This is a genomic window from Veillonella montpellierensis DSM 17217 (genome assembly GCF_000426745.1).
Taxonomy (GTDB): domain Bacteria; phylum Bacillota; class Negativicutes; order Veillonellales; family Veillonellaceae; genus Veillonella; species Veillonella montpellierensis.
In genome coordinates, this window is the sequence record NZ_AUFY01000003.1 from 29,961 (window position 1) to 55,345 (window position 25,385).

Consider the following 25,385-nt stretch of genomic DNA (forward strand, 5'->3'; position numbering starts at 1 on the left):
CGAAAAGCTATTTAGAATCCATTCTTATTGACGAATTTAATCAAATACCTCAAGATTACAACGCAACAAAAAGATTTCAATGTACAATTTTCTAAAGATATATTGTAATGATTTACCAATCGTTAATCACTACAGAAATAATGGTATGATTAGCTTTTTTATAAATCTATTTATTCTATATGTAGTAATTATTTTATAAAACTTACATGTTTATAAATATCCATTAGTACTTCTTCTTTTTTCTTGTTATATTCTACTTTTTTTTCTTCAAAATAATTACGACCATGTGTATCAATAGATACAATAAGTGGGCCAAACTCTTTAACACGGCAAGTCCACAATGTTTCAGGCATGCCTAATTCTTTCCAATTAGCTTGTTCAATTTCTTCAACTTCAGTAGCGGCTAGTACGGCATTACCTGCAGGAAATACAAGATGCAATGCTCCAAATTCTTGACATGCACGTTGTGTTTCAGGTCCCATACCACCTTTGCCCACAATGATCCTCACGCCTGTATTCTTAACAAATTCATATTCAAATTTTTCCATTCGCATAGATGTAGTTGGTCCTACAGAAATCATTTCATACTCATTGTCTCCCAATTCACGCACAATTGGTCCTGCATGCAAAATAGCTCCATTACGAATATCTACAGGCAACTCCCTACCATACTCAACTAATCGACGATGTGCTACATCTCTACAAGTTGTAATATGACCTGTTAGATATACAATATCGCCTGCATGAATATTTTTTATGTCTTCTAAAGAAATTGGCGTTGTTAAAATTTTCTTTTCCATTAAAATGTCACCCCACTATGCGATAAAATTTTATATGATCCATCTTTATTGAATATTATGTGCCCTCTTCGATGATTCCAACATCCCACATTTACAGCTACACTAATAACAGATGGATGGCGCGCACCTCTTTCAATATTGACGCCCAATACAGAGGCACTCCCCCCCATACCTTGTGGTCCTAAATGTAATGCATTAATACCATCAGTTAATAAATCTTCCATATACGCTGTTTTTTCATTTTCATTTCTAGAAGATACTGGTCTCATCAATGCCTTCTTAGAGAACAATGCTGCTGTATCAATTGAAGTAGCAACTCCTACACCTACCAGTAATGGAGGACATGCGTTTAAACCGTAACTTGTCATTAGATCTAAGACAAATTTCGCTACCCCCTCATATCCTTCTCCTGGCATTAAAGTTTTTCCACTACCTGGCAAAGAACAGCCTCCGCCAGCCATATAAGGAAATATTTCTACATCATCACGATTAGGTATAATATCCCACATAATGTACGGTGCACTTGTTCCTATATTTTTACCTGTATTGTATTCATCAAATGTTTCAACACAATTATGACGAAGTGGCGCATTCTTTGTAGCTATATAGGTTGCATTTCTTAATATACTTTCCAATTCCCCTATAAAAGGATACTGGGCCCCACATTTTACCCAATATTGAAGCACTCCAGTATCTTGGCAAGATGGTCTTTTCAATGCCATAGCTAACTCCATATTTTTTTTCATAGTCTCATAAATAGTTCTTGCTAATGGATTTTTTTCATCACTTGCTAATTCTTTAATTTTGCTTTCCACATCATCTGGCAACTTTCGTGCCATATATGCAACAAATTCAGCAATAACATGAGTCATTTTTTCTAATTGGTTTGTATCGCTCATAGAAATCCTCCAATACCTATGTTCTCATAATAAACCGGTAAATACTTACTAAAATATACTACTATCTTTATATACTTATACTCATATATAAATCATAGCTTCTATACTTTTATTCTAATTAAATTTATAAAAAGCTCTATCCAAATTAAAAGATGATATTATCAATAAATTTTATGCACATTAGTAATTTTTACTATTCGTTTTTCGAACTATATATATTATTTTCCCTATATTCTATATATTTATAATTAAAATCATAATCAATTACATGTATATAGCACTAGTAAGAATATAGTTAATCCTCTTTACTTATAGTGATAAAAAATTCATTATTCTATAAAAAAATAAGGCCATAACATAGATATGCTATAGCCTTATTTATATAATCATTATATAAAAAAACGCCTATTGGTATTCTTTTTATATATTCAATATTTTTTCTAACTCACTTCGAATTTTATGAAACTTTTCACTATTAATTTTATAATTCTCAATATCCTTATTCTCTATATCTTTCTCACTCTTCATCACTTTCAGCAAGCCAATAATTTCCTCATCACCAGTATGAATAAACTCTTTCCAATCGTCTAAATAAGTTTGTTTTATATCAGCTTTTGAGTATCTCCTATACTCAGATGGAGTCATTTTTAAATATTTTTTTAAAGCAGTATTAAATGCTTTTATATCTGAAAATCCACACATATTGGCAATGATTGCAATCCGTGTATCAGTATTAGCTAGCAATATAGCTGCATCTCTTAATCGCATTCTAAGTATGTACTCTATAAAAGAGATACCTAGTTGTCTTTTAAAAAATTGAGAAGTATAGCTAAGATTATATCCTCCTATCTTAGCTATATCAGCAAGAGTAATTCGCTCTCTATAATGTCTATCAATATATTCAATCATCTTACTAAATGTAGCTTGTATTTCATCTACTGGTCCTACACCTTTAGGAATTTGCCATATTTTACTCACTTTTTCATATACGGCTCTTGAAATATTAATAAATAACGATTCTATTAACATATAATCTGTAGCTATAAGGTTACTATTTTTTTGTAGTAATAATAATTCAGCCATTTGTGCACGAATGTATCGGTAAAAAATATTATCACGCGTATGGGCATTAGAACCTATGCAAAAAGCATATTTCTTAAAGTTTTTATTAAAACTAGAAAAAAAATTAATATCAATATGCAATACCATCGCAATACTATTTTCTTCTAGTGCTAATGTGGCATGTCCACACTGTGGTGAGTAAATAATTACGTCATTTGCTTCCATATATGTACATTCACTATCATGACACACTTCAACTTTTCCTTTTAACAACACAAGTACTTCTGTTTCTGGATGCCAATTATAATGGTATGATCCCACTTTATAAATATGACTATTAAATCTAATATGATTATGATCATATTTATACTTAAAATATTCCATAGAACCTCCCGATGCACTTATCTCACATATACCTAACTATATCTACTACTAGAACACCTACATAATGCCTTAGAATATAACTAGTATGGCAACTATATGAGTACTTTTTTCTGTAATTCTATTATATGTATCAATGGATGTTTTATTAAAATAATCGAGTACAGCAACACTTTTATTACTATACGTATCCTACCCATGTAGCATCTTTTAAAGGAGGTATTACTATACTAGATGCGAATGACCAATAATATATTTTAAGATATATAAGATTTAATATATCAGTTATTAATTGATTCCAACTCAGAGTCAGTATATGGGTGATCAATGCGATAGTTAATCGCATCAGCAGTCGCCTCTTTTTCCCAGCGAGCCACTACTACAGCAGCAATACAGTTGCCGGTTACATTACAACAAGTACGAGCCATATCTAAAATACGGTCAATTCCTAAGATGATAGCAATCCCTTCAACAGGAATACCAAAAGCAGATACGGTACTAGCAATAACAATTAATGCTGATCCTGGTACACCTGCAATTCCCTTAGTAGAAACCATAAGAACAAGCAGCATACCAATTTGTGCCGTAATAGACATTTCAATACCATACATTTGTGCTAGAAACATGGTTGCTAAGCAACTATATAAAGTAGATCCATCCAAGTTAAATGTATATCCTAAAGGAAGTACAAAACTAACTATATGTTTCGGTATGCCTAACCGTTCTAACTTATCCATAGCAATAGGTAGTGCCGCTTCACTAGCAGATGTAGTAAACGCTAATAATAATGGTTCTTTTAGTGCCACTATCAATTTAAACATGCTAACTTTAGTAAATGCTGATGCTATGGCTAATACTAATATTAAGAATATAATTAGTGCCACATATAAACAAGCAATTAATTTAATTAATGGCAATAACACATCAAGACCATATAGTCCAACTGTATAAGCAATGGCGCCAAAAATACCAATAGGCGATACTTTCATAACATAATGTGTTACATTAAACATAATATGTGTTACATCTTTAGATAAGCTAATAATAGCTTTTCCTTCATCACCAGCTTTGGCGGCAGCAATAGCAAAAATACAGCTAAAAAATATAATTTCAAGCATATCAGCACGTGCCATTGCATCAATAATATTAGTAGGTACAATATTGACTAGCATTTGTATATGATCTAACGGTTTAGCATGAGCGGCCTTTTGAACTGCTTCACTAGCTTGTGCTGTAATATTGACACCATGGCCAGGCCCTACTAAATTTACTAATAATAAGCCTATAATTAATGCTAATGTTGTTGCTACTTCAAACCAAACAATAGATTTTCCGCCTAATCGGCCTAATTTTTTAAAATCTCCTGTACCAGCAATGCCCATGATTAAAGAACTAAATATGAGAGGTACTACTATCATTTTAATCATTCGTATAAAAACATCGCCTAATGGCTTCATTGCCTTACCTAAATCAGGAGAAATAGCACCGACAATAATTCCCAGTACTAAACCAATTAAGATCCATGTTGATAAACTAAGCTTTTTTAAAGACCCCATATTCCACCTCATTATTCATCATACACAACAAAATACTCCCAAAGAAACTTTAGGAGTGTTTTGTTGTGACTATACTTTCCACAAAGTATATCATATTTTTATGTAGTTGCCTATTCATTTTTATTAATAACTAGTCTATCGCAATATGATTACAGAAACCTCATCGCCCACCTCATAATGCATAGTTCCTTGAGGTAGTTTTGCCAACCCATTAACGGCTTGTAGGCCGAGTAACGCACTGCCCGAAAATAGTTTATTAGGTCTAAATATAGGTTTGCCATCTATCAATATAATCTGTCCTTGTACATATCGATCAACAGGATTTTTTTTAGTAAGAACCACTTCTAACTTACAAGTCATGACAGACAGGTCTGTACACTTTCGTCCTTGCAATTGATAAATAGTAGGTAATGCAAGTAAATACCAACTATTATATGCTGCTGCTGGATTTCCCGATAGACCCCAAATACATTGTAATTTTTTTGTATGTCCAACATATCGTTCTCTAATGCACCCATACGACGCCGCTCCTGGTCGCATCATAATACGTCGATATAGGCTATCGCCTCCTAATCGTTCAAAAATGCTAGGCATATAATCAAATACGCCTACAGAAACGCCACCAGTACTAATGACAATATCTACCGTATCAATACTAGTACGAACTCGTTCAATTTCCTTTTCTAATAATGTTGGATCATCGCTGATATGGCAATAGGATATATTATTAATCCCCGCTGCCCGTAATAATCCAGTGAGTAAATAACGATTCGAATTAAATATTTGACCTTTCTCTAACTGATTTCCTGGTTCAATAATTTCTTTTCCTGATGTAATGACTGCTGCCGTAAGTGGTTTATATACACTAATCTCTGTATATCCTAATCCTACCGCCATCGATATTATACCAGCATCAATACAAAGTCCTGGTTCCACTACAGTCTGTCCACATTTACATTCTTCCCCTTGAGGGATAATATTCTCCCCTGAAACGTGATTTCCTTGTATAGAAATAGTAGTACCAATTCTACCATCTCCTACACACTGTTCTTGCATAATAATCGTGTCACATGAATCTGGAACTGGAGCCCCCGTCATAATTTTAATACATTCACCCTTAGAAATATTCTTTTTATAATCTACTCCAGCACCAATTACATCAATCACCTTATATTCTTTACAATTAGGTTCATAAGTAAGTGCATATCCATCATAAGGAGATTTTCTAAAGGCCGGTATATCAGTCTTAGCAATAATCGGTTCTGCTAAAATATAACCTAATGCCTCATTGATAGGTACCACAATAGATTCTAATGAATATTTGCTCAAGGCAATTTTCCATTTTTTTCGTACTTCTTCTACTCTTATGCCTGCCATACACTACCTCTTTCTAAGCAACTGAAATAAATTATTTCCTAACTATATAGCGACAAATAGCATCAACTAGTAGTTGAAAGGATGTGTCATCCTTATAGGAAAAAAGAATTGGCGGCTTACCCTTATTACAAGATTCTCTCATCATATCCATATTATGATTCATAATAGATTTAAAAAATTCACCTTGTCCTGTGTCATGTAATTGTGCCACTCCCACGCGAATACTTGTATCTATTAAATCTTGTATATCATGATGTTCTATCGTTCCTATCTTAGATGATTCGTCGATTTCTACTAGTCCCACCAACTCATTGAAGGGGGTCACAAGCTCTTCTGTATAATTTTCTCGAAATACTTCAATAGTAGGAAATACACCTTGTGTTCTCGTTTCCATAATAACTAATTCGACGGGAAGAATCTGTGATAAATAATACATCTGATTTTTATAATCTGCTTTAATTCGAATTGCTAATTCATTATGACTCGCAATCATAACAGCTTTTGCCCCTGCTTTAATGGCCTCATCCGTATCACTACCCTCTTTATCCATTGTAAATTGATGCGCATCACTTTTAATGACACCTGTTACGATATGTCTTTTTGTTAGTTCACTAACGAGTTTTTTAATAAATGTGGTTTTTCCCGTTTTTCTACGCGACGCTACCACACAAATAATAGGTACATCTCGGTTTTCACTTTCAAAGCGAGCCCTACACCACTGATATTCTTCATAGGTATTCATATTCATAAACATATGGCGATAAGCATCCATTACAACAAGATTGGATTTTACTTTCTCTACTACTGTTTGTAATGCATAGAATCCATCATGATAGCTAGTAATAAAATTTTTTAATAATGACCTATGATAGACTCCTGCAAGAGGTTCACTATAGCCATCATGAACAGGTATATACGACTCGACATTTTCATAATCGCCACATGTATAAGATAGTAACAATTGATAATCAACAAAAGGCATATCTACCGCTATCACTAGGTTCCAGTCACATAGAGTAGATTGAAATGACTTAATGATTCCTTGTATGGGGCCACAAGAAGGAATCGAATCGTATACAACTCTAATTTGTTTCCAATCATCCTCTGATATGTATTTACGAATCGTAGAAATAATATGCTCATTTAGATCTGAATCTACACCTAATGAAATAATAATCCCTTGAAATCCTGCTGCTAATCCTTTCCGAATCTGCTCTACAATAAGCACTGAGTCGCCCCAAGGCAATAGGGCTTTACAATAGCCCATGCGAGAACTCATACCTCCCGCCATAATAATTAAGCTCATATTAGAAATTCTAGAGTACATAGTTTCTTCTATAATTGAGTTTCTATTCATCGTATTACCATTCTCTATTTTCATACATGCCATCTTCGCCTCTTACATCCTAATGATATATAGAGTTATTCATTACGATACTCTTCGTAAGCCTTTTTTGATACTATTATAAACAATCAACAACACTATTATATTAATCAACGCATCTGGTAGCATATATGATGCATTATACACCATGGAATACATCCATGGATTTTCTCCTGCTGGTGCATAGGAAGCAAAAATAACAGCCCCACTCACCACAGAAGCGCACCATTTTAAGAAGCAAGCCAAAATACTCCCCATTACTAATCCTCTTGTGTTATCCTTAAAAAATCCTGCTACACCTACTATGCCATAAGCTACAAGATAATCAAGAACAATGCTCATAATATGCAAAGAAAATTTAAATCCCAAAATAAATGTAATAAGTCCATACGTAACCGATGCTAATATGCCAGCTTTTCCACCCCATCGATAAGAAAAAATTAATAATGGCACAAGGTTTGCTGCCTTTATGGCACCACCTTGAGGCATCTGAAATAACACTATGTAGTGAAGTATATAACTAATAGCAATTGCCATCGCTGCTTCTACTATCATTCTTGTATTCATTGTTTTTCCTGATTCTTGTATATGATTCATAAAACTACCTCCCTTTATATAATATAATTACTATCAAAAAAACTATAAACGTGTCAAATGAAAATCCACTTGACACGTTTATTATATACTTCATTGACTAAATGTCGTCAATATTATTTTATATCTCTACCAAAACTGCCTACAACTAATTCACAACTATATTCGAATCACATGTATAAGCAATTATTGTTTTTTAGCTACCCCTGTTTCAATCGCAACTTTTGCTACCGCATCAGCTACTGCATCAGCTACACCTGGTTCAAATACAGAAGCTACTACATGATCTTCTGCCAAATCAGCGTCAGATACTAAATTACATAATGCATCTGCTGCTGCCAATTTCATTTCATCATTAATTTGTGTGGCACGTACTTTGAAAGCACCTTTGAAAATACCAGGGAATACAGCTACATTATTAACTTGGTTAGGTGCATCAGAACGACCTGTACCAGCCACACGCACACCAGCTGCTTTCATATCTGCATACGTCGCTTCTGGATTAGGATTTGCCATGGCAAATACAATGGCATCATCACCTAAACTTTCTAAAATATCTTTTGTAAAAGCTCCTGCTGCAGATACGCCTAATAAAATATCAGCACCTTTAGCATTCTCTGCCAAATTACCATGCTTACTTTCTAAGTCTAATAAATCGATAAGTTCAGATTGTAACGAATCAAGTCGTTTATAATCTTTATGAAGCACACCTGAGCTTACTAATACAGTAATATTACGAGCCCCTGCTAAGTATAATAATCGAGCAATATTAGCACCTGCCGCACCAGCTCCATTCACAACGATTTTAGCTGTAGCTAATTCTTTTTTTACTAGGCGCAAAGCGCCTTTTACAGCAGCTAGACAAGCGATAGCGGTACCGTGTTGATCATCGTGGAAGACAGGAATATCTAATTCAGCTTTTAAACGATTTTCAATTTCATAGCACTTAGGAGATGAAATATCTTCCAAATTAATACCTGCATAATTTTTTTGCAATAATTTAACTGTATTAATAAATACCTCAGGATCTTTTGTATCAATAACAACTGGAACACAGTCCACATCGCCAAATTTTTTGAATAATAACGACTTACCTTCCATAACTGGAATTGCCGCTGCCGCTCCAATATCACCAAGTCCTAATACGCGAGTACCATCAGAAATAACTGCTACCATATTACCGCGGCAAGTTAATTCAAAAGACTCTTCTTCATTTTCTTTGATTAATAAGCAGGGTTCTGCCACACCTGGTGTATAAGCTACTGATAAATCATGAGCATCTTTCAATTCATATTTACTAGTAACTGTCAAAAATCCCTGTAATTCTCTTTTTTTTGCAACTGCTTCTTCTTTAATATCCATACTGTCCCTCCTATGGATAACATTATCATAATACCATATTACATAAAGTCTAATTATATCTGCAACCTATGCATGTATTCTTATCTATTAGTATCTGTCTTTATTATACCTAATAAATTCGATTTAATCAATCTTTTTCGATTTAATTTATTGTAAACTGCTATTCTTATCGATATATTCGGCCACTAGCAACTATTACATTTTAACAGATGGTAAATTTCTCCCATAAAAAATTTCACTCATCTCTTGCTTTAATTGTTGATTAATTGCTTTAAGTTCTTTAGGTGTTAAATCTTCTTTAGTAATACCAAATAAATAATTGTCTAAGTCATATTCTTTTAACATCATCTTAGTATGAAAAATATTTTCTTGATATACATTAACATCAATCATATTGTATTGATTACGTGTTTTGGCTGCAATATAGTTTTGAATTGAATTAATGCGGTGATCAATATAGAGTTTCTTACCTGACATATCTCTTGTAAAGCCACGTACCCGATAGTCAAGACTAATAATATCTGAGTCAAAATTATCAATTAAATAATTCAACGCGTTTAATGGAGATATTTCTCCACAAGTAGATACATCAATATCTGCTCTGAATGTACTAATTCCTTTATGAGGATGACTTTCTGGATAGGTATGAACAGTTAGGTGACTTTTGTCTAGATGACATACTACATCTTTTTTTTCAAGTTCTTCTTCTGAAATCAAAATAGTAACGCTAGCTCCCTGTGGATCATAATCTTGACTAGCTATGTTTAAAATGTTCGCGCCAATAATATGAGATACTTCTGTCAATATAGCTGTCAACCGTTCTGCATTATACACTTCATCAATATATTTAATATACTCTTTTTTTTCTTCCTCTGTGCGAGTATAACAAATATCATATATATTAAAGCTTAGCGTTTTTGTTAAATTATTAAAACCATATAACTTCATTTTATTTTTTGATTTACCCGACATGCTTCACCTAACACCTTTCTCAATTACTTACCTTGACGTCTACTATACACCTTTACTACAACATTATATAACTTTTACCTATTAATCTATTATCATTGTTTGTACTTTATAGGTCATTCATATAATAAAACTTAACTGAAAATTTTCCTTCTTGATAGGTAACAATAGCAAATGTACCTCCACTTTTATCTCGTGGAAGTATGGGACTACCTGGATTAACATACAAACAATTTTGTCCCTCATAAGAGGCATGATAATGTGTATGTCCAGATACTACCAATGTGGCTCCCATAGCTTCACCTATATATAATAACTCTTGAATACGGTTATAATAGGGAATTTTATGCCCATGTACCATATAAATATATGTATCTTCGAAAGGAATGAGTTGTTCTTCTGGTTCTAACGGCCTCTGTCTGTCATTATTTCCCCGTACTGCAATAACAGGTACATTCGTTTTCGTGGCCATATAACGCGCATCGTCACCCAGATCACCAGCATGTAACCACATATCGATATGCTTATCTTTAGTCTTTTCTAAAATTATATCAATTACCTCTCGATACCCATGTGTATCACTAATAACACCTATACGTCTCATATTACTCCATTTTTTCTATTTGTCCTATTAATTGGCGTAAGGCACGACCTCTATGACTAATCAATTCTTTTTCTTCTATTGTCAATTCTGCCATAGTTTTACGGAATTTAGGAACATAAAAATATGGATCATAACCAAAGCCTTCTGTTCCCTTTGGTTCATCTTGAATAAGTCCATTACAAATTCCTTCCGCTTCATACATTCGACCATCAGGGTAAACTAATACTAATGCACATACATATTGTGCGCCTCGCTTTAACATAGGTACGCCTTGTAATTGAGAAATTAATTTTTGATTATTCGCCTCATCATCACCATGTTTTCCTGCATAACGAGCCGAATAAATGCCGGGTGCTCCATTAAGAATATCTACATCAAGCCCTGAATCATCAGCTAAACAAGGCAATCCACACGCATTCATATAATATAATGCCTTGATTTTTGCATTCTCTATAAATGTATTGCCATTTTCTATTGGATCTGGCACATTAGAAATGTCACGAATACTTATACAATCAATTCCTAACCTATGAAAGGCTTCTTGAAACTCTCGAATTTTACCTTGATTCTTAGTTGCCAGCACTAATTTCATATACAGCTCCTACTTTTTCTGCTAACGCACCCAATGATTGTTTCTGATAACCAATCAACTCTGTAATCGCTTTTTCTGCCATATCTAGCAAAGAGTTTAATTCACTACGAGAAAATGTGCCATGTTCTCCGGTTCCTTGTAGCTCGACTAATCTCCCTGACTCAGTCGAAACAACATTCATATCAACTACAGCTTCACTATCTTCATGATAGCATAAATCTGTAATCAATCCATCCTGTCCAATCCCCACAGAGATAGCAGCTAAAAATTCTGTAACTGGAAAAATTCCATCTCCTGAAAAAATTGTATCAACCGCATCCACCAAAGCAATAAATGCACCTGTAATAGCTGTGGTACGTGTTCCTCCATCGGCCTGAATGACATCGCAATCAATTGTAATAGTTCGTTCTCCCAATGCTGTTAAATCTACAACCGCTCGTAAGGCACGACCAATTAACCGTTGAATTTCTACAGTACGTCCTGTTTGTCTTCCTTTAGTAGCTTCACGACTAGTACGAGTCATCGTAGATCTAGGTAATAAAGAGTATTCTGCTGTCACCCAACCTTGACCGGATCCTTTTAAAAATCGAGGTACTCGTTCTTCTACACTAGCGTTGCAAAGTACTTTTGTATTTCCACACTCAATGAGTACAGAACCTTCTGCATAGGTAGTAAAATTTCTTGTAATAGTAATAGAACGCAACTGTTCATTATCTCGATTATCAATTCTCATATTTTTTCTTCCTTTATGTTTCTCATATCGTATAGAATTATTCTATCACGTTCTACTACATGATTCTAGCATAGACAAATATATTCTGCCTCATGGCCTACTTCTATAGCTAGTCAATTGTATCATACTAATATAGGAATATACATTATATAATTCTAATATAATGCACGAGTTACCTTTTACTTCATAAGTCAGCCATAGTAACATCATATAGTAAACAAATTTTTCTCTTATAATTAAATTTCTTCTTGCCCTACGCCCATGGGATCAACAATCACATATCGCTGTGCATTACCATATTGTTTTTCTTTCAGTATCACATCATACGCATCATCTCTACATTTTTTGTTCGCTTGCCAAGGAATAAACATCGCATATACTGATTGATGTCCATATGGCCCTCCTCGGCCAGTACTCATAATACTATGCCATCCCATGCTATTATGATACATACGAACTACTTCACTCCGCGTTTCCCTAATGCCAGATTCATCATAATAGATCTCTCTCGTATTTTTCCAATAATCCCCTGTATCGACACTAACATTTTTTTGTAAATTATGGCGATCATCCCATTGTAATTTCCATTTATCTATCAACATATCAATATAGCGAGTAACATCCGCACTTTGCCCATATAGGTCTTTATCAAAAGCTGGTTCAATAACTTTACTATAATCAAGTCCTGCCATAGATAATATAATAGCGGTATTAATATAAGGTAATGCATCCTGTACTGAGTAGCCTCCTTCTAATACTGCAATATCTGCATCTAGTATATCAACCAGCTCCGCATAACCTTTAGCCGTTACATTCATATTAGCAAGAGGATCACTAAAGTGATTATCTTGCCCTGCAGAATTAATGATAATTTCCGCTCCAAAATCATGAATCATCGGTAACACAAGCTCTGTCATCACTTTTTTTAGTCCCTCATCGCCAGTGCCTGGGGGCAATGGAATATTAACAGTAGCGCCAATTGCTTGAGGTCCTCCGAACTCATTCATAAAGCCTGTACCTGGATATAACGTTCTTCCATCTTGATGAAATGATATATATAGTGTATCAGGATCATGATAAAAAATGTCCTGAGTTCCATCTCCATGATGTACATCTGTATCGACAATAGCAATTTTTTGAATGCCATATACCTTTCTAATATGTTGGACCATAATCGCTTCCGAATTAATAGTACAAAACCCACGTATACCATGAACGATACTCATCGCATGATGTCCTGGTGGTCGTACCAAAGCAAATGCCCTACGCACGTCTTTTGAAAGAACACTATCAGCGGCTACTATGGCTCCACCAGCAGATATTTGATGGGCTGGTGTTACCCAATCTTCTAAACTAGGTACACCTACATGAACTTGTTCAATGCTATCATAACTAGCAACAATAGGATTATATTCACGAATGGCTGGGTGATCTAGTAAACCTTCTTCTTCAATTTGATTACGCGTATACAATAATCGTTCTTGTCGTTCTGGATGTGTGGACGATATTTTCCAATCAAAAGCTGGAAAAAATATAAGGCCTAATTCTGATTTATACATGCATACATACCCCCGATTGTAATTGAACTTTTACAGTAATTAGTCGGTTCATTGAGTGCCAATCATCTATGATAGGAAAATCCTCAACGCTGACAATTTCACCGGGAGAGTTTTCGTCTAACTGTAATCGTTCCGCCTCTTGTTGTAAATAAAAAAATGCCCTTTTTATCACTTCATCATTGGTATTCATCGTTACATTATTCTCAACAATACCTAATTCTGGCACCACCAAGGTTTTCTTTTTAGTATCAAGGTGTACTGTTAATTCAACAAAACTTCTTGATACAGCGGCGCCAACCGCATTAGCTACAGCAGCAGATTGTGGTATATGTAAAGGCAATTTCATGGATTCACTTATAAATCTACCCAATGATTGTGCCGTTCCCCCTACCACTGTGAGTTGTTCTGGTATAAATCGATCTGGATTAACAATATCACTGACAACATAAATAGGTCGCTTATTTTCTTCTTCTACCACAGAATGAATAGCATCTTCTATAACTGTAACTGCTTTTGTTACAATTTTTTCTGCCATGGTTTGCTCATCAAAGCCTAATTGATGTCCCAATGTTTCTATGGCCGCTCTAGCTGCTTTCTCATCACCATAATTGGCTTTTCCTAATACAATAAGCGCATCTCCCAATGTGGGGATAGTGCCTCCTAATGCCACTGAAGGTCCTTGGCGGAAAGGTCCTACACGTACCTTTCCATCATGAATTGATACAGCCGATTCTCCTCCAATCCCCACAGATTGCACAGAGAATCCGCGTACCGCACTAGGGTATTCTCGAATAGTAACACCATGTTTTCTCATGAGTGGTCTGCCTTCTCGCCATAAGGATATATCAGTGGTCGTTCCACCTATATCAAGGGCCACTGTCATCTTAGTTCCCATATTATCGAGAGCCATTAATCCCAAAATACTCGCAGCAGGTCCTGTAAATACAGTTTCTACAGGGCGTTCTATCATCGTATCGATAGGTAATGACCCACCATCGGCTTTCAAAATATATACTGGCGCTAATAATCCTCGCTTTCTCAAAGCCTGTATAACAGTTTCCTTAAAATTTTTAAATGTAACGTAAACAGCACTATTAAAATAAGCACTCACTGTCCTTCTAGGAAAGTTTAAGGTTCCACTTAACTTAGATCCTTCTGATATGTATTGATAGTTATGCATCATTTCACTAGCTAACGCTTTTTCTTCAGATGGATTCCTTACAGAAAACTTTCCAGATACTGCGGCTACCCTATGTGAGGCGGCGCTAACAACTAATCCGTGTGGTTCAACTACAATACCTCGATGATTCGTATATCCAGACACCAAAATAGGCTTCGTAGGTAATGTGTCGGATACATTCATACCAGGTCCAGCTATAATATACAAATCAACAGGCTCTTCTTGTTTCTGAATCACTGTATTGGTAATCACTGTGGTCGACAATGTAATTCTATCAATGTCCACAGCCCGTATATCTTTTAAGACAGTATCCAAAGCAGACAACAACCCCTGCATAATATTATCATGGGTAGTTCTACACTTTGATGTAGCTACAATATGTCCTGAATCTATCAGTACAGCATCAGTAAATGTACCGCCTATATCAATTCCTAATAACATATATTCATCTCCCATTTAGATAACCATTTCAAAACTATCATGTAAGACATATATACTACAATAGATGCATCATAAAACACCTAAAAGTATATATGATACATAGTATCTATGCAAATAATCACAAAATCTATGCACAAATAATGCGCCTTATGAAGATGCTTCACAAGACGCATTATGGTAACAAATCACTCTATCATCTACTGCTTCGCGATACAGAAGCATAATTTTTTATAATAACAATTGGAGTCATTTGACTATCATTGCCAAATGGATTGTCGATTAGAATTTTAGCTATTTTATTTGGATTCATGCCACGGCTAGCACCTAATACAGCAGAACGTTTTAAATCATTTACATCTGCCACAACTGCTCCATAGCACCCTGTACGTTGTACAATTTTTTCAGCAACTGCATTCGGATTCTTAGGACCATATACAATGTGCTTATCAAATGGAGGCATAGTACCTGTCACATCATCGGTCAATGAAGCTTGACGAGCCAATTGATAAAATACGCCATTTTTTTTAAATAATTTAGCAACTGCTCCTGCCAAAAAAGCAAACATTGTTTTCCATTTTCCTTCTAATTCCATAGCAGCCTGCATACCATATACAGAACTCATAGAGCCGTCTGCTGGTATAAATCGACATAATAACCTAGCTTGCCAAGAAGGTGTTAGTTCTTCTGGTCGTGTCATACGACCTTGTGTAATGGCAACCACTGATTCAGCCACACAAACAATATCTTCTGGTCCAATTTGATCGCCTCCAAACTGGACAATCGCCTCTATAATATCATCTTTTTCAGTAAGAATGCGCGTAGGCACTGGAAGTAATTTCAACTCTGTCATTATTACGTTCCTCCTTTATTGGTGTAATGCGTCCTGTAATTCTTCAGATGTTAACACTAAACGATTTTTAGCAATATGCCAGTCACTACGGCCAACTACTTGGTATACGATATCGATATTCATATCTGGAAATCCTATTAAATCCTTCTTTATATTTCCATGAATGCCGGTAATTATTAATCGCAATCTAACCATACCACCTTGTCTTGGTTCAATGATAGTCGCTTCCCAATATCCATCATGTCGTTCATGATTTGCATCTGTTGTCCAAGATTCAATATGTACATTATCGAATTGTTCTTGTGGTAATAAATGGCGCGGATACAAATCCATTATAGTACCATTTTGTTTTCCTTTATTAACAAATGGAATATCACAAACTAAGACAACTTTATCAAAACTAATATCTTCTACAACAAATGGAGAACGCCGTTTTACCAACATCGTGATACGTTCATTTCCTTGTTGCACACAATAAAAACGAAATGCCACATATAATATGGCTATAATTAAAATAACAGCAACTACTATATTTAATATAGTATATAATAACATAACGTTCCACTCCTTTATAAGGTTATTTTTTCTACTGAAAATTCTGCAGGATCAATAAATTCACTCGCTAATTCAGATGCTAATTCTACATCTTTTGTAAAGTAAATATGAATAGTCCCTTTTACTGCTTGCCTATTAATCAACTGATTATCACTTAATACCCGTCCTACTAGGTCCGCAGTTTCATAGGAAGGATCAATAAAAAGCACTTGTCCATCTGTTATTTTTTCTAGTAAAGTTGTAATAAATGGATAGTGTGTACATCCCAATACTACTACATCTATTTGTTTTTCTATAATAGGAGCAATATATTTCTTAGCCACCGTTTCTACAACAGCATCTGACAAATGCCCTTTTTCAATAATATGAGCTAAATCAGGGCATGGCTGCTCCCAAACCGATAATTGAGGTTCAATTTCTAAGGCTACATGTTTATGAATATGTGTTTGAACTGTAGCCGCAGTCGCCATAATGCCTATAATATTTGTCTTTGTCTTTTGTATGGCTGTCTTCACACCTTGACACACACCAACAATGGGGCACGAAAATTTAGCTCGCAAATCATCTAAGGCAACCACTGTAAATGTATTACACGCTACAACCATCATCTTTACGGGAACGGTTGCTAAAAATGAACCAATATGACAAGCTAAACTTGTTATTTCCTGATAAGGCCGATTCCCCACAGGGTTATTAAGGTTATCACCTATATATATAAAATTTTCATTGGGAAATGCCTCTTTCAAAACTTTTAATACAGAAAGACCACCTATCCCTGAGTCAAATACACCAATAGGCCACTTGGTTCTGTCATCTATCATCATATCTATATACCTGTCTCACATTCAACTAATTTAACTAATGGCTTATAAAATATATCTGGTAATCGAATAATTTTACCACTAGACTTTGATGAAAACGCGTTTTGAGTTTCCCCTACAGCTAATACCCTGCCATCTTTCTCGCGAATAATTCGATAGGTGAATACCATTTGTGCCTTTGTCATCTTTATTAACCGTGTTTCTATTATCAATTGATCATCAAACTTAGCTGCCTCTTTATAATGACAGTTAATTGATAGTATAGGAAATACAATATCCTTATTCATCATATCCCACAATTCGATTCCAGCATTGCGAAAAAACTCTATGCGAGCCATTTCAAACCAGCGTAAATGATTTGTATGATGGGCTATTTCCATCATATCCGTTTCATAAAATTGAACTCTAATTGGTATATTTAACATGTGCATCGTCCTTTATTTAATACTGTATGACTTATTGTAGACCTATTACTTCTAGAATGTCAAATAACACTACTAATATAAAGTACTACCTATACATATCCATTAGTTTCTAATCTATTCAACAAGAGTAGTATGTACCATAGCCAATTTCTACTATATAAAGTCTATTACTTCATATAAAACAATGCACATAATAGGCGTATATAATAGCACTACAAACCGAGTAAATACTATATATACACCCCTTATGTGCATCACTATATTATTATAACTCATCATATCAACAACAGTTAACGGGGTATGCTGTATTACTAGATCTCATATTAATCATCATTTTCCCCAAAAGGTATTCGTTTTTCAGCTTTTTCTCTATGAACTGGTTTTATATATTTACCAGCCACCTTAAAAGCTAATGAAATTACCGCTAAGTCATCAAGCCAACCAACACCTACAAGTGCATCTGGTATCATATCGGAAGGAAGAATCAAATATCCTAATGCACCAGCCAATACAGCTTTTACATATTTAGGTGTCTCTTCATCTCGAATACAATAATACAAGACCAATGCTTTCCTAATAAAAGCTAAATTTTTCCCCATATTTGATACAAAATGAATAAATTTTGCATTAGAAAAATATTTGCCATATTTAATAATCTTTATTGGATTCATCAACAATACTTCACTTTCTCATATAACATACATATCTATACTTATTAAATAAGAAAAGAATCTATCTATCCTAAGCCTATTCCATCATACTATAGAAAATATACGTTATCTTCATCTACTTTACGTAGTATATACTACTTATCTTTAAAAGGCCGTGTTACTTTTTCCACAACATCAGCAGCTGTATCATGTACCTTATAACGTGCTGATTCGGCCACTTCATTAAGAGTATTTCCAATATCAGTACTCATCACTTGTTTTTTTACAGCTGATACTGTTTCGCTCACAGCAGAACCTTCTAATGCAGCTTTAGGTCCCTTACTAACCGCTGTTGCTAGTCCATTAATTGTATGAGCTACTGCATCATGTGTTTTAAATCGCACTGACTCAGCAGTATCTTTTAGAGATTTTTGGAATTCTGGTGTATTTAACTCATCAACAGTAGTTGCTATTCCCGCTACAGCTGATACGGCTTGACTGCCAAAAGAAACTACTTTTTCCATCGTCTCTGGTGACATGCTATTTTTTATATCATTTACAATATCATAGCACATAGCCTTACCTTCGCTAATCCAATTCTTTAGCATAGGGATGTATCGTTCCACATCATTAGGCATGCCATCCTTAATCCAAATATGCGCTACTTTCCCTAAAGCATATGTCAATCCAACCGCTACTGGCATACGACACACTTTAAATGGCAACGCTAAACTCACCAATGAACCTGCACAAGCTACGCCTAAGCCAGCAACCAATCCAGAGATAGCACCTTTTTTTAAGTTCACATTATATACTCTAGCCAATGATGTAATCATATATGTATTATTGCCTATTAATGCAGGCACACTAAACGCTGGAGACATGGCAAATATACCTGCTCGACCAGCTGCCCAAAATATAATTTTTTCTGCTCTATATTCTTTATCTTCACTACCACTTTCCATAAATGTTGTGAGTGTTACATTTTTATTCTCTTCCATCGACACGCTCTCCTTTAATTTTGACTTAAAAAATCATATGTTGTGCTATCAGAAGACTTCTCCTCTTTAATAATTCGACATGATACCTCTAAATTCCTCTTACATATTAATTTCTATGTAAAAATTATTATATTTCTATTTTATCACAATTACTGCTAAGTGATAATGAAAATTTAAGAATATACTCTATAAGTTTCATATACAATAGACAACTCGATTACCAACTAGTTAATCCACCATCTATTGTCCATGCTGCACCAGTCACAAAAGAAGACTTATCACTTAATAAAAATGCAATAACTTCCCCAATTTCATGGGGCTTACCGATTCTACCTAAGGGATAATGCATAGCCATTTCTTCTCTTGCGGCATCAATATTCTGATTGCTATTAGCAAGTTGTTTAGCCACTAATTGCGTATCTACATCACCTGGGCAAACACAGTTAACTCTTACTCCATGCGGTGCTAATTCTAACGATAAGGATTTAGTAAAACTTACAATGGCCCCTTTTGAAGCTCCATAAATGGAACAAGCTACATTACCTTGTAGTCCTGCGTCACTAGAGATGGTAACAATACTCCCCTTAGCGCTACGAATATATGGTAATACGGCTTGACATAAGAATATGGTTCCTTTTACATTCGTTCCGAACATACTATCGAATGAACTTTCTGTTACATCATCCAACAACATTTCATCATAAACGCCTGCTGCTGTCACTAATGCACCAATACCACCGAAATAATCTACAGTCTCTTGTACAATTCTCTGGCAATCCGCTATATTGCTTACATCGCCTTGCGCAAACTTTACCTTCGAGGAATATCGTCGTAATTTAACTAATGATTTTTGTCCTTCTTTTTCATTACGTCCGTTAATAACAACGCACCAACCAGCTTTTAATAACAGTTCTGCTGTCGCAAAACCAATTCCTTGGGTACCTCCACTAATCAATACAACTTGATTATCACTTGTTTGAGCCATAGATTCACCTCTTTATATTCGCTACTCTATAGTCTAGTCTATTACTTATTTTTACAAAACTATTAAAATCCGCAGTATAATGAATAAATCACTATACTGAAAGCAGCAATCATATATCTCATTGTTCTATCGTCGTACTGATCGATAAAAACTACTATACTATATATCCTTAGGACTATAAACTAACAAAATAATCATATATTAATTTAACTAGCATACAAGTAGTTGTCAAAATAAATACGGTTCGCACCAATGAAGAGCCTTTTGCAATGGCCAATCGTGCTCCTAATGTAGCACCAATGATTTGACCTAGTGCTACAGATAATCCGAATAAGAAATTTACATATCCTAAGGAAATAAAAACTACCAATGATGCTAAATTACTAAAAAAATTTAATACTTTAGCATTACCTGCTGCATGTAAAAAATCAAATCCTATACAAATGAATCCCATAATTAAGAATGTACCTGTACCGGGGCCTATAAATCCATCGTACATGCCTATTAGAAAAGCAATTGCCATACAAAGATATAGAATTAAACCTTTTGCCTCGTGATACGTACTAGTAGTACCCCAGTGCTTATTAGTTATGACAAACATCATAACTACTACCAATAAAATAATAAGAATCGGCTTTACATATAATGGAGGAATGGAGATCACTAATAGTGTGCCTATCATAGAGCCTATAAAAGTAAATGGTAATAATCGTTTAATTAAATGATAGTCTACCATCTTATTCCTTAAAAATGCTATAGATGCTGAAGCAGCTCCAAAAATACTACCTAATTTATTACTACCTAAAGCGACGCTGGGAGAAACTCCGGTCAATAACATAGCTGGCACAGAAATCAGTCCACCTCCGCCAACTATGGAGTCTACAAAGCCTGCAAAAATGCCCACTCCAAATAACAGTAAGACTGTCATATATGGTATATCTATCATTCCTAATAATTCCATCAATCATTCCTTCATACTTAATTTTTACTTTATCAACTACTAACTCAATTACATATCTTACACTAGAAAGACGGCTAATGTTATATTTTCATTGATTCGATTGAGTCGCTTCTACTTGTCACATAGTTGGCAATTTCAACGTATGCTTTTCTCCTCTATTCTATCTAATACCAATTGATATCCATCTGCCCCATATAGTAAAGATCTTTTTACACGACTAATTGTAGCAGTACTAGCACCTGTCTGTTCTACAATTTTATCATAACTTTCACCAGCTTGTAGCATATGCGCCACATGCAACCGTTGTGACAAAGATTTTAATTCATTCACAGTACAAATATCTTCAAAAAAAGCATAGCATTCTTCTAACGTAGTAAGACTCAGGATTGCTTTAAATAATTGGTCATTCATAGAATTTTTTAATTTTTCATTTATACTCATGACGATTCTCCTTTACCAGACTAAATTCATTATAGTACAGGTCTAGAAAATAATAAATACTTTCTCATACACTATTATAATAACTTCATCTTATCATTAATTTTCTAGTTTCACTACATGACTATCATTAACACAGTAATATGATTAATATATATAAAAATCAAATTGTCGTTTCTTCTAATAAAAAACAACTATTACTAAACCTATGTCTAGTAATAGTTGCTATATAGTACTATCAATTCGTCTAAAAAAAGTTAACCAGTAATATCTTTGATTTAATACTATCTTCTTCTATTAAAAGCCAGTAATAATCGACCCTTTAAATGTTTCTGCTACAAATTGTTTAACTAGTTCTGACTGATAAATAGAAATTAATTTTTTTACTGTTGCATCATCTTTATTTTCTTCACGAACAGCAAATATGTTAGTATATGGTGAATCTTTACTTTCTACCAACACTGCATCTTTTAATGGATTTAATCCTGCATTTAATGCATAGTTAGTATTAACTGCTGCCACATCTACATCATCTAAAGAACGAGGAATTTGTGCTGCTTCTAATTCTTGAATTTTTAAATTTTTAGGATTTTCTACAATATCCACTACTGATGAAGTTGGAGAACCACCATCTTTTAAAGCAATTAAACCAGCTTGTTGCAATAATAATAAAGCCCGACCACCATTAGTAGGATCATTCGGAATAGCTACTGTAGCACCAGTTCTAAGGTCTGATAAATTTTTATATGTATGCGAATATAATCCCATTGGTAATAAAATTGTTTTTCCTACATTAACTAAATGTAATCCTTTATCATTTACCATATTATTTAAAAATGGTTCATGTTGATAGGAATTAATATCGATTTCCTTGTTTTCTAAGGCCAAATTAGGTTGAATGTAATCATTGAATTCAACAACATTTACTTTTAAGCCCTGTTTCTCCGCTTCTTTAGCAACAAAATCCATAATTTGTGCATGTGGTCCAGCAGTAACACCTACAGTAATTTCTTTTTTAACTTCTGTAGATGAAGTGCTAGTACGATCACTACTACAACCACCTAGCACAACTGCAAATGCTAGAATTATCATAAAAATAACTGTTAATTTTCTCATATCTCATACTCTCTTTCTATATATTCTCAATTATATATAAATTATGATATAACTTTCTTCATTCATTGATACTTCATACGACAACGATAAAACGTATATAATACCTTGCTATCTATTAGTATCATAAGTAATATCACTCATAATAGTAAGCCGTCCCCATTCAGCTGAATTCTATTTATTTTTTATTCATTTTTTTCGAAAGACCATCGCCAATCATTTGAATAACTTGAACTAAGATAACTAAAATAATAATGGTTGCTAGCATAACATCCCCTTGGAAACGTTGATATCCATATCGTATAGCAATATCACCTAATCCACCGCCGCCAATAGCACCAGCCATAGCAGAATAACTGATTAAATTAACAATTAATACAGTAATATTATCAATAATAGTCGGCAATGCTTCTGGCAATAAAACTTTCCATACAATTTGAAGTGGAGAGGCTCCCATAGATTGCGCCGCTTCAATGACGCCGAACTGAATATCTTTAATAGATGTTTCAACTAATCTAGCTAAAAAAGGAATTGCTGCTAATGTTAATGGAACACAAGCTGCAGTTGTCCCAATTGATGTACCGGCCACTAAACGTGTAAAAGGAATAATAGCTACCATCAAAATAATAAATGGAATGGAACGAGTTGCATTTATGATAATGCCCAATATTTTATTAATACCTATATTTTCACAAATATGATTTTTTGAAGTAATGACTAGTATAACACCCAAAGGTATGCCTATTAACATGGCAATAACAGTAGAGATAATAGTCATTTGTAAGGTTTCTCCTAAGCCTTGTATCATCAACTTAATTATTTGCTCTGACATATCCCAACACCTCACTTCCTATTGGTAACTCCTCAATATATGCTAATGCGCGTTTAGCATCATTAGGATCTCCATTTAAGATTAAAATCAAGCGTCCGAAACTTTTATCTTGAATATAATCAACGCCACCAAATAAAATACTTACATCCAAGTCAAATTTTCTCACCAACGATGCCACTAACGGCTCATCGACTTGATCTCCTGTAAACTTTAATTTTACTAATGGTGCTGTCCCATCCTGCCATGTATCGTGTAGATCTAAATGAGCTAATGCTTCTGGTGGTAAATTATCATTTACCGCAGAACCAATAAATTCTTGTGTAGTGCGCTCTTGAGGATTAGTGAATACATCAATACTAGAACCTTCTTCTAAAATGGTGCCCCCTTCAATGACTGCTACTCTATCACATATTTCACGAATTACTTGCATTTCATGCGTAATTAATACAATAGTAAGTTTTAATTTCTCGTTAATATCTTTTAATAATTTCAAAATTGATTGTGTCGTTTGCGGATCAAGCGCAGATGTTGCTTCGTCGCACAGTAACACTTTAGGTCCACTAGCCAATGCTCTTGCAATACCTACACGTTGTTTTTGCCCGCCAGACAATTGGGATGGATAATTATCCAACCGATCACTCAATTTAACAATATCAAGAATCGGAAGAATTCTTTCACGGATTTCACTTTTACTAAGCCCTTGTAATTCTAAAGGGAACCCTACATTATCATACACTGTACGTGATGATAATAAGTTAAAGTGTTGAAAAATCATTCCAATATGTTTCCGCTGTTCACGTAGATCCTTTTCACTTAATTTTGTTAAATCTACGCCATCAACAATAACTGATCCTGATGTTGGTGTTTCCAACATATTGATGCAGCGAATCAATGTAGATTTCCCTGCACCTGATTGACCAATAACACCATAAATTTCACCTTCTTTAACAGAAAGGTTAATATCTTTAAGTGCTTCTACTCTAACTGCACCATCATAGATTTTACTAATATGTTGCAATTCAATCATATCTACACCCTCCTTCATAACTAAAAAAACTCTTCAAATGAAGAGTAATTAATCTTCATCTCTCGGATATTCCGTGGAATTGGCACCGTTCTATGCTAGATGGTTGCCGCGACTTCATAGGGCCAGTCCCTCTGTCAGCTCTTGATGATATCTTTATATAATTCTATCAATGTGTAAATAATAGCATTCTTATAAGCGACATGTCAATTTAATTCAGCATTCATGCCATTGTTA

Annotated in this window: 26 protein-coding genes and 1 riboswitch; all 26 genes read right to left on the reverse strand. The window is 34.5% G+C overall.

Annotation, left to right across the window (positions count from 1 at the left end; all coding sequences use genetic code 11):
- Positions 1–188: 188 nt before the first annotated feature.
- Positions 189–800, reverse strand: coding sequence for a L(+)-tartrate dehydratase subunit beta (gene ttdB, locus K357_RS0101770; protein WP_028257183.1), 612 nt, complete (start codon positions 798–800; stop codon positions 189–191).
- Positions 800–1,699 (reverse strand): L(+)-tartrate dehydratase subunit alpha, encoded by a 900-nt coding sequence (ttdA, locus tag K357_RS0101775; RefSeq protein ID WP_028257184.1) that lies wholly within the window; start codon positions 1,697–1,699, stop codon positions 800–802. The genes ttdB and ttdA overlap by 1 nt, the downstream gene beginning before the upstream one ends.
- A gap of 420 nt (positions 1,700–2,119) precedes the next feature.
- Entirely contained in the window at positions 2,120–3,145 is a 1,026-nt protein-coding gene (locus K357_RS0101780) for an AraC family transcriptional regulator (RefSeq protein WP_028257185.1), read from the reverse strand.
- 278 nt (positions 3,146–3,423) lie between these two features.
- Entirely contained in the window at positions 3,424–4,698 is a 1,275-nt protein-coding gene (locus K357_RS0101785; RefSeq protein WP_028257186.1) for a dicarboxylate/amino acid:cation symporter, read from the reverse strand.
- A 135-nt stretch (positions 4,699–4,833) separates the two neighbouring features.
- A complete protein-coding gene (locus K357_RS0101790; RefSeq protein ID WP_028257187.1) occupies positions 4,834–6,075 on the reverse strand; it encodes a molybdopterin molybdotransferase MoeA in 1,242 nt (413 codons plus the stop codon).
- A gap of 31 nt (positions 6,076–6,106) precedes the next feature.
- The gene (locus tag K357_RS08535; RefSeq protein ID WP_051211976.1) at positions 6,107–7,465 is read right to left on the reverse strand and encodes a molybdopterin-guanine dinucleotide biosynthesis protein MobB; all 1,359 of its coding nucleotides are present in this window, start codon (positions 7,463–7,465) and stop codon (positions 6,107–6,109) included.
- 39 nt (positions 7,466–7,504) lie between these two features.
- Positions 7,505–8,056: an energy-coupled thiamine transporter ThiT gene (thiT, locus tag K357_RS0101800; protein ID WP_051211977.1), complete on the reverse strand. Its 552-nt coding sequence runs from the start codon at positions 8,054–8,056 to the stop codon at positions 7,505–7,507.
- A 183-nt stretch (positions 8,057–8,239) separates the two neighbouring features.
- Positions 8,240–9,415 (reverse strand): NAD(P)-dependent malic enzyme, encoded by a 1,176-nt coding sequence (locus K357_RS0101805; protein ID WP_028257189.1) that lies wholly within the window; start codon positions 9,413–9,415, stop codon positions 8,240–8,242.
- Positions 9,416–9,610: 195 nt separating this feature from the next.
- Positions 9,611–10,387 carry an adenosylmethionine decarboxylase gene (gene speD, locus K357_RS0101810; RefSeq protein WP_028257190.1) on the reverse strand — a complete coding sequence of 259 codons (777 nt, stop codon included), beginning with the start codon at positions 10,385–10,387 and terminating at the stop codon, positions 9,611–9,613.
- Positions 10,388–10,493: 106 nt separating this feature from the next.
- Complete coding sequence (locus tag K357_RS0101815; RefSeq protein ID WP_028257191.1) at positions 10,494–10,988, reverse strand: metallophosphoesterase family protein; 495 nt, start codon at positions 10,986–10,988, stop codon at positions 10,494–10,496.
- Position 10,989: 1 nt separating this feature from the next.
- The gene (locus tag K357_RS0101820) at positions 10,990–11,580 is read right to left on the reverse strand and encodes an XTP/dITP diphosphatase (protein ID WP_028257192.1); all 591 of its coding nucleotides are present in this window, start codon (positions 11,578–11,580) and stop codon (positions 10,990–10,992) included.
- Positions 11,558–12,313 (reverse strand): ribonuclease PH, encoded by a 756-nt coding sequence (gene rph, locus K357_RS0101825; RefSeq protein WP_028257193.1) that lies wholly within the window; start codon positions 12,311–12,313, stop codon positions 11,558–11,560. The genes K357_RS0101820 and rph overlap by 23 nt, the downstream gene beginning before the upstream one ends.
- A 236-nt stretch (positions 12,314–12,549) precedes the next feature.
- The gene (locus K357_RS0101830) at positions 12,550–13,872 is read right to left on the reverse strand and encodes a histone deacetylase family protein (protein WP_028257194.1); all 1,323 of its coding nucleotides are present in this window, start codon (positions 13,870–13,872) and stop codon (positions 12,550–12,552) included.
- Complete coding sequence (locus K357_RS0101835) at positions 13,865–15,493, reverse strand: hydantoinase/oxoprolinase family protein (protein ID WP_028257195.1); 1,629 nt, start codon at positions 15,491–15,493, stop codon at positions 13,865–13,867. Before K357_RS0101835 ends, K357_RS0101830 begins: the two co-directional genes overlap by 8 nt.
- A 193-nt stretch (positions 15,494–15,686) precedes the next feature.
- Positions 15,687–16,343, reverse strand: coding sequence for a coenzyme F420-0:L-glutamate ligase (locus K357_RS0101840; RefSeq protein WP_028257196.1), 657 nt, complete (start codon positions 16,341–16,343; stop codon positions 15,687–15,689).
- A 15-nt stretch (positions 16,344–16,358) separates the two neighbouring features.
- On the reverse strand, positions 16,359–16,898 hold the full coding sequence (locus tag K357_RS0101845; RefSeq protein WP_028257197.1) for a hypothetical protein: 540 nt from the start codon (positions 16,896–16,898) through the stop codon (positions 16,359–16,361).
- A 14-nt stretch (positions 16,899–16,912) separates the two neighbouring features.
- Positions 16,913–17,722 carry a glutamate racemase gene (gene murI, locus K357_RS0101850; protein ID WP_028257198.1) on the reverse strand — a complete coding sequence of 270 codons (810 nt, stop codon included), beginning with the start codon at positions 17,720–17,722 and terminating at the stop codon, positions 16,913–16,915.
- 2 nt (positions 17,723–17,724) lie between these two features.
- On the reverse strand, positions 17,725–18,150 hold the full coding sequence (locus tag K357_RS0101855) for a YbgC/FadM family acyl-CoA thioesterase (RefSeq protein WP_051211980.1): 426 nt from the start codon (positions 18,148–18,150) through the stop codon (positions 17,725–17,727).
- 317 nt (positions 18,151–18,467) lie between these two features.
- Positions 18,468–18,815 (reverse strand): YkvA family protein, encoded by a 348-nt coding sequence (locus K357_RS0101860; protein WP_028257200.1) that lies wholly within the window; start codon positions 18,813–18,815, stop codon positions 18,468–18,470.
- 134 nt (positions 18,816–18,949) lie between these two features.
- Entirely contained in the window at positions 18,950–19,795 is an 846-nt protein-coding gene (locus K357_RS08540; protein ID WP_051211983.1) for a hypothetical protein, read from the reverse strand.
- 217 nt (positions 19,796–20,012) lie between these two features.
- Positions 20,013–20,780 (reverse strand): SDR family NAD(P)-dependent oxidoreductase, encoded by a 768-nt coding sequence (locus tag K357_RS0101870; RefSeq protein ID WP_028257201.1) that lies wholly within the window; start codon positions 20,778–20,780, stop codon positions 20,013–20,015.
- Between the two features lie 175 nt (positions 20,781–20,955).
- Positions 20,956–21,741 (reverse strand): TSUP family transporter, encoded by a 786-nt coding sequence (locus K357_RS0101875; RefSeq protein ID WP_028257202.1) that lies wholly within the window; start codon positions 21,739–21,741, stop codon positions 20,956–20,958.
- Positions 21,742–21,876: 135 nt separating this feature from the next.
- Positions 21,877–22,182: a YerC/YecD family TrpR-related protein gene (locus K357_RS0101880; protein WP_028257203.1), complete on the reverse strand. Its 306-nt coding sequence runs from the start codon at positions 22,180–22,182 to the stop codon at positions 21,877–21,879.
- 294 nt (positions 22,183–22,476) lie between these two features.
- Entirely contained in the window at positions 22,477–23,295 is an 819-nt protein-coding gene (locus K357_RS0101885) for a MetQ/NlpA family ABC transporter substrate-binding protein (protein ID WP_028257204.1), read from the reverse strand.
- Between the two features lie 175 nt (positions 23,296–23,470).
- Positions 23,471–24,124: a methionine ABC transporter permease gene (locus K357_RS0101890; protein WP_028257205.1), complete on the reverse strand. Its 654-nt coding sequence runs from the start codon at positions 24,122–24,124 to the stop codon at positions 23,471–23,473.
- Positions 24,105–25,151 (reverse strand): methionine ABC transporter ATP-binding protein, encoded by a 1,047-nt coding sequence (locus K357_RS0101895; RefSeq protein WP_028257206.1) that lies wholly within the window; start codon positions 25,149–25,151, stop codon positions 24,105–24,107. Before K357_RS0101895 ends, K357_RS0101890 begins: the two co-directional genes overlap by 20 nt.
- Positions 25,152–25,203: 52 nt before the next feature.
- Positions 25,204–25,302: riboswitch (SAM riboswitch) on the reverse strand.
- Positions 25,303–25,385: the final 83 nt, after the last annotated feature.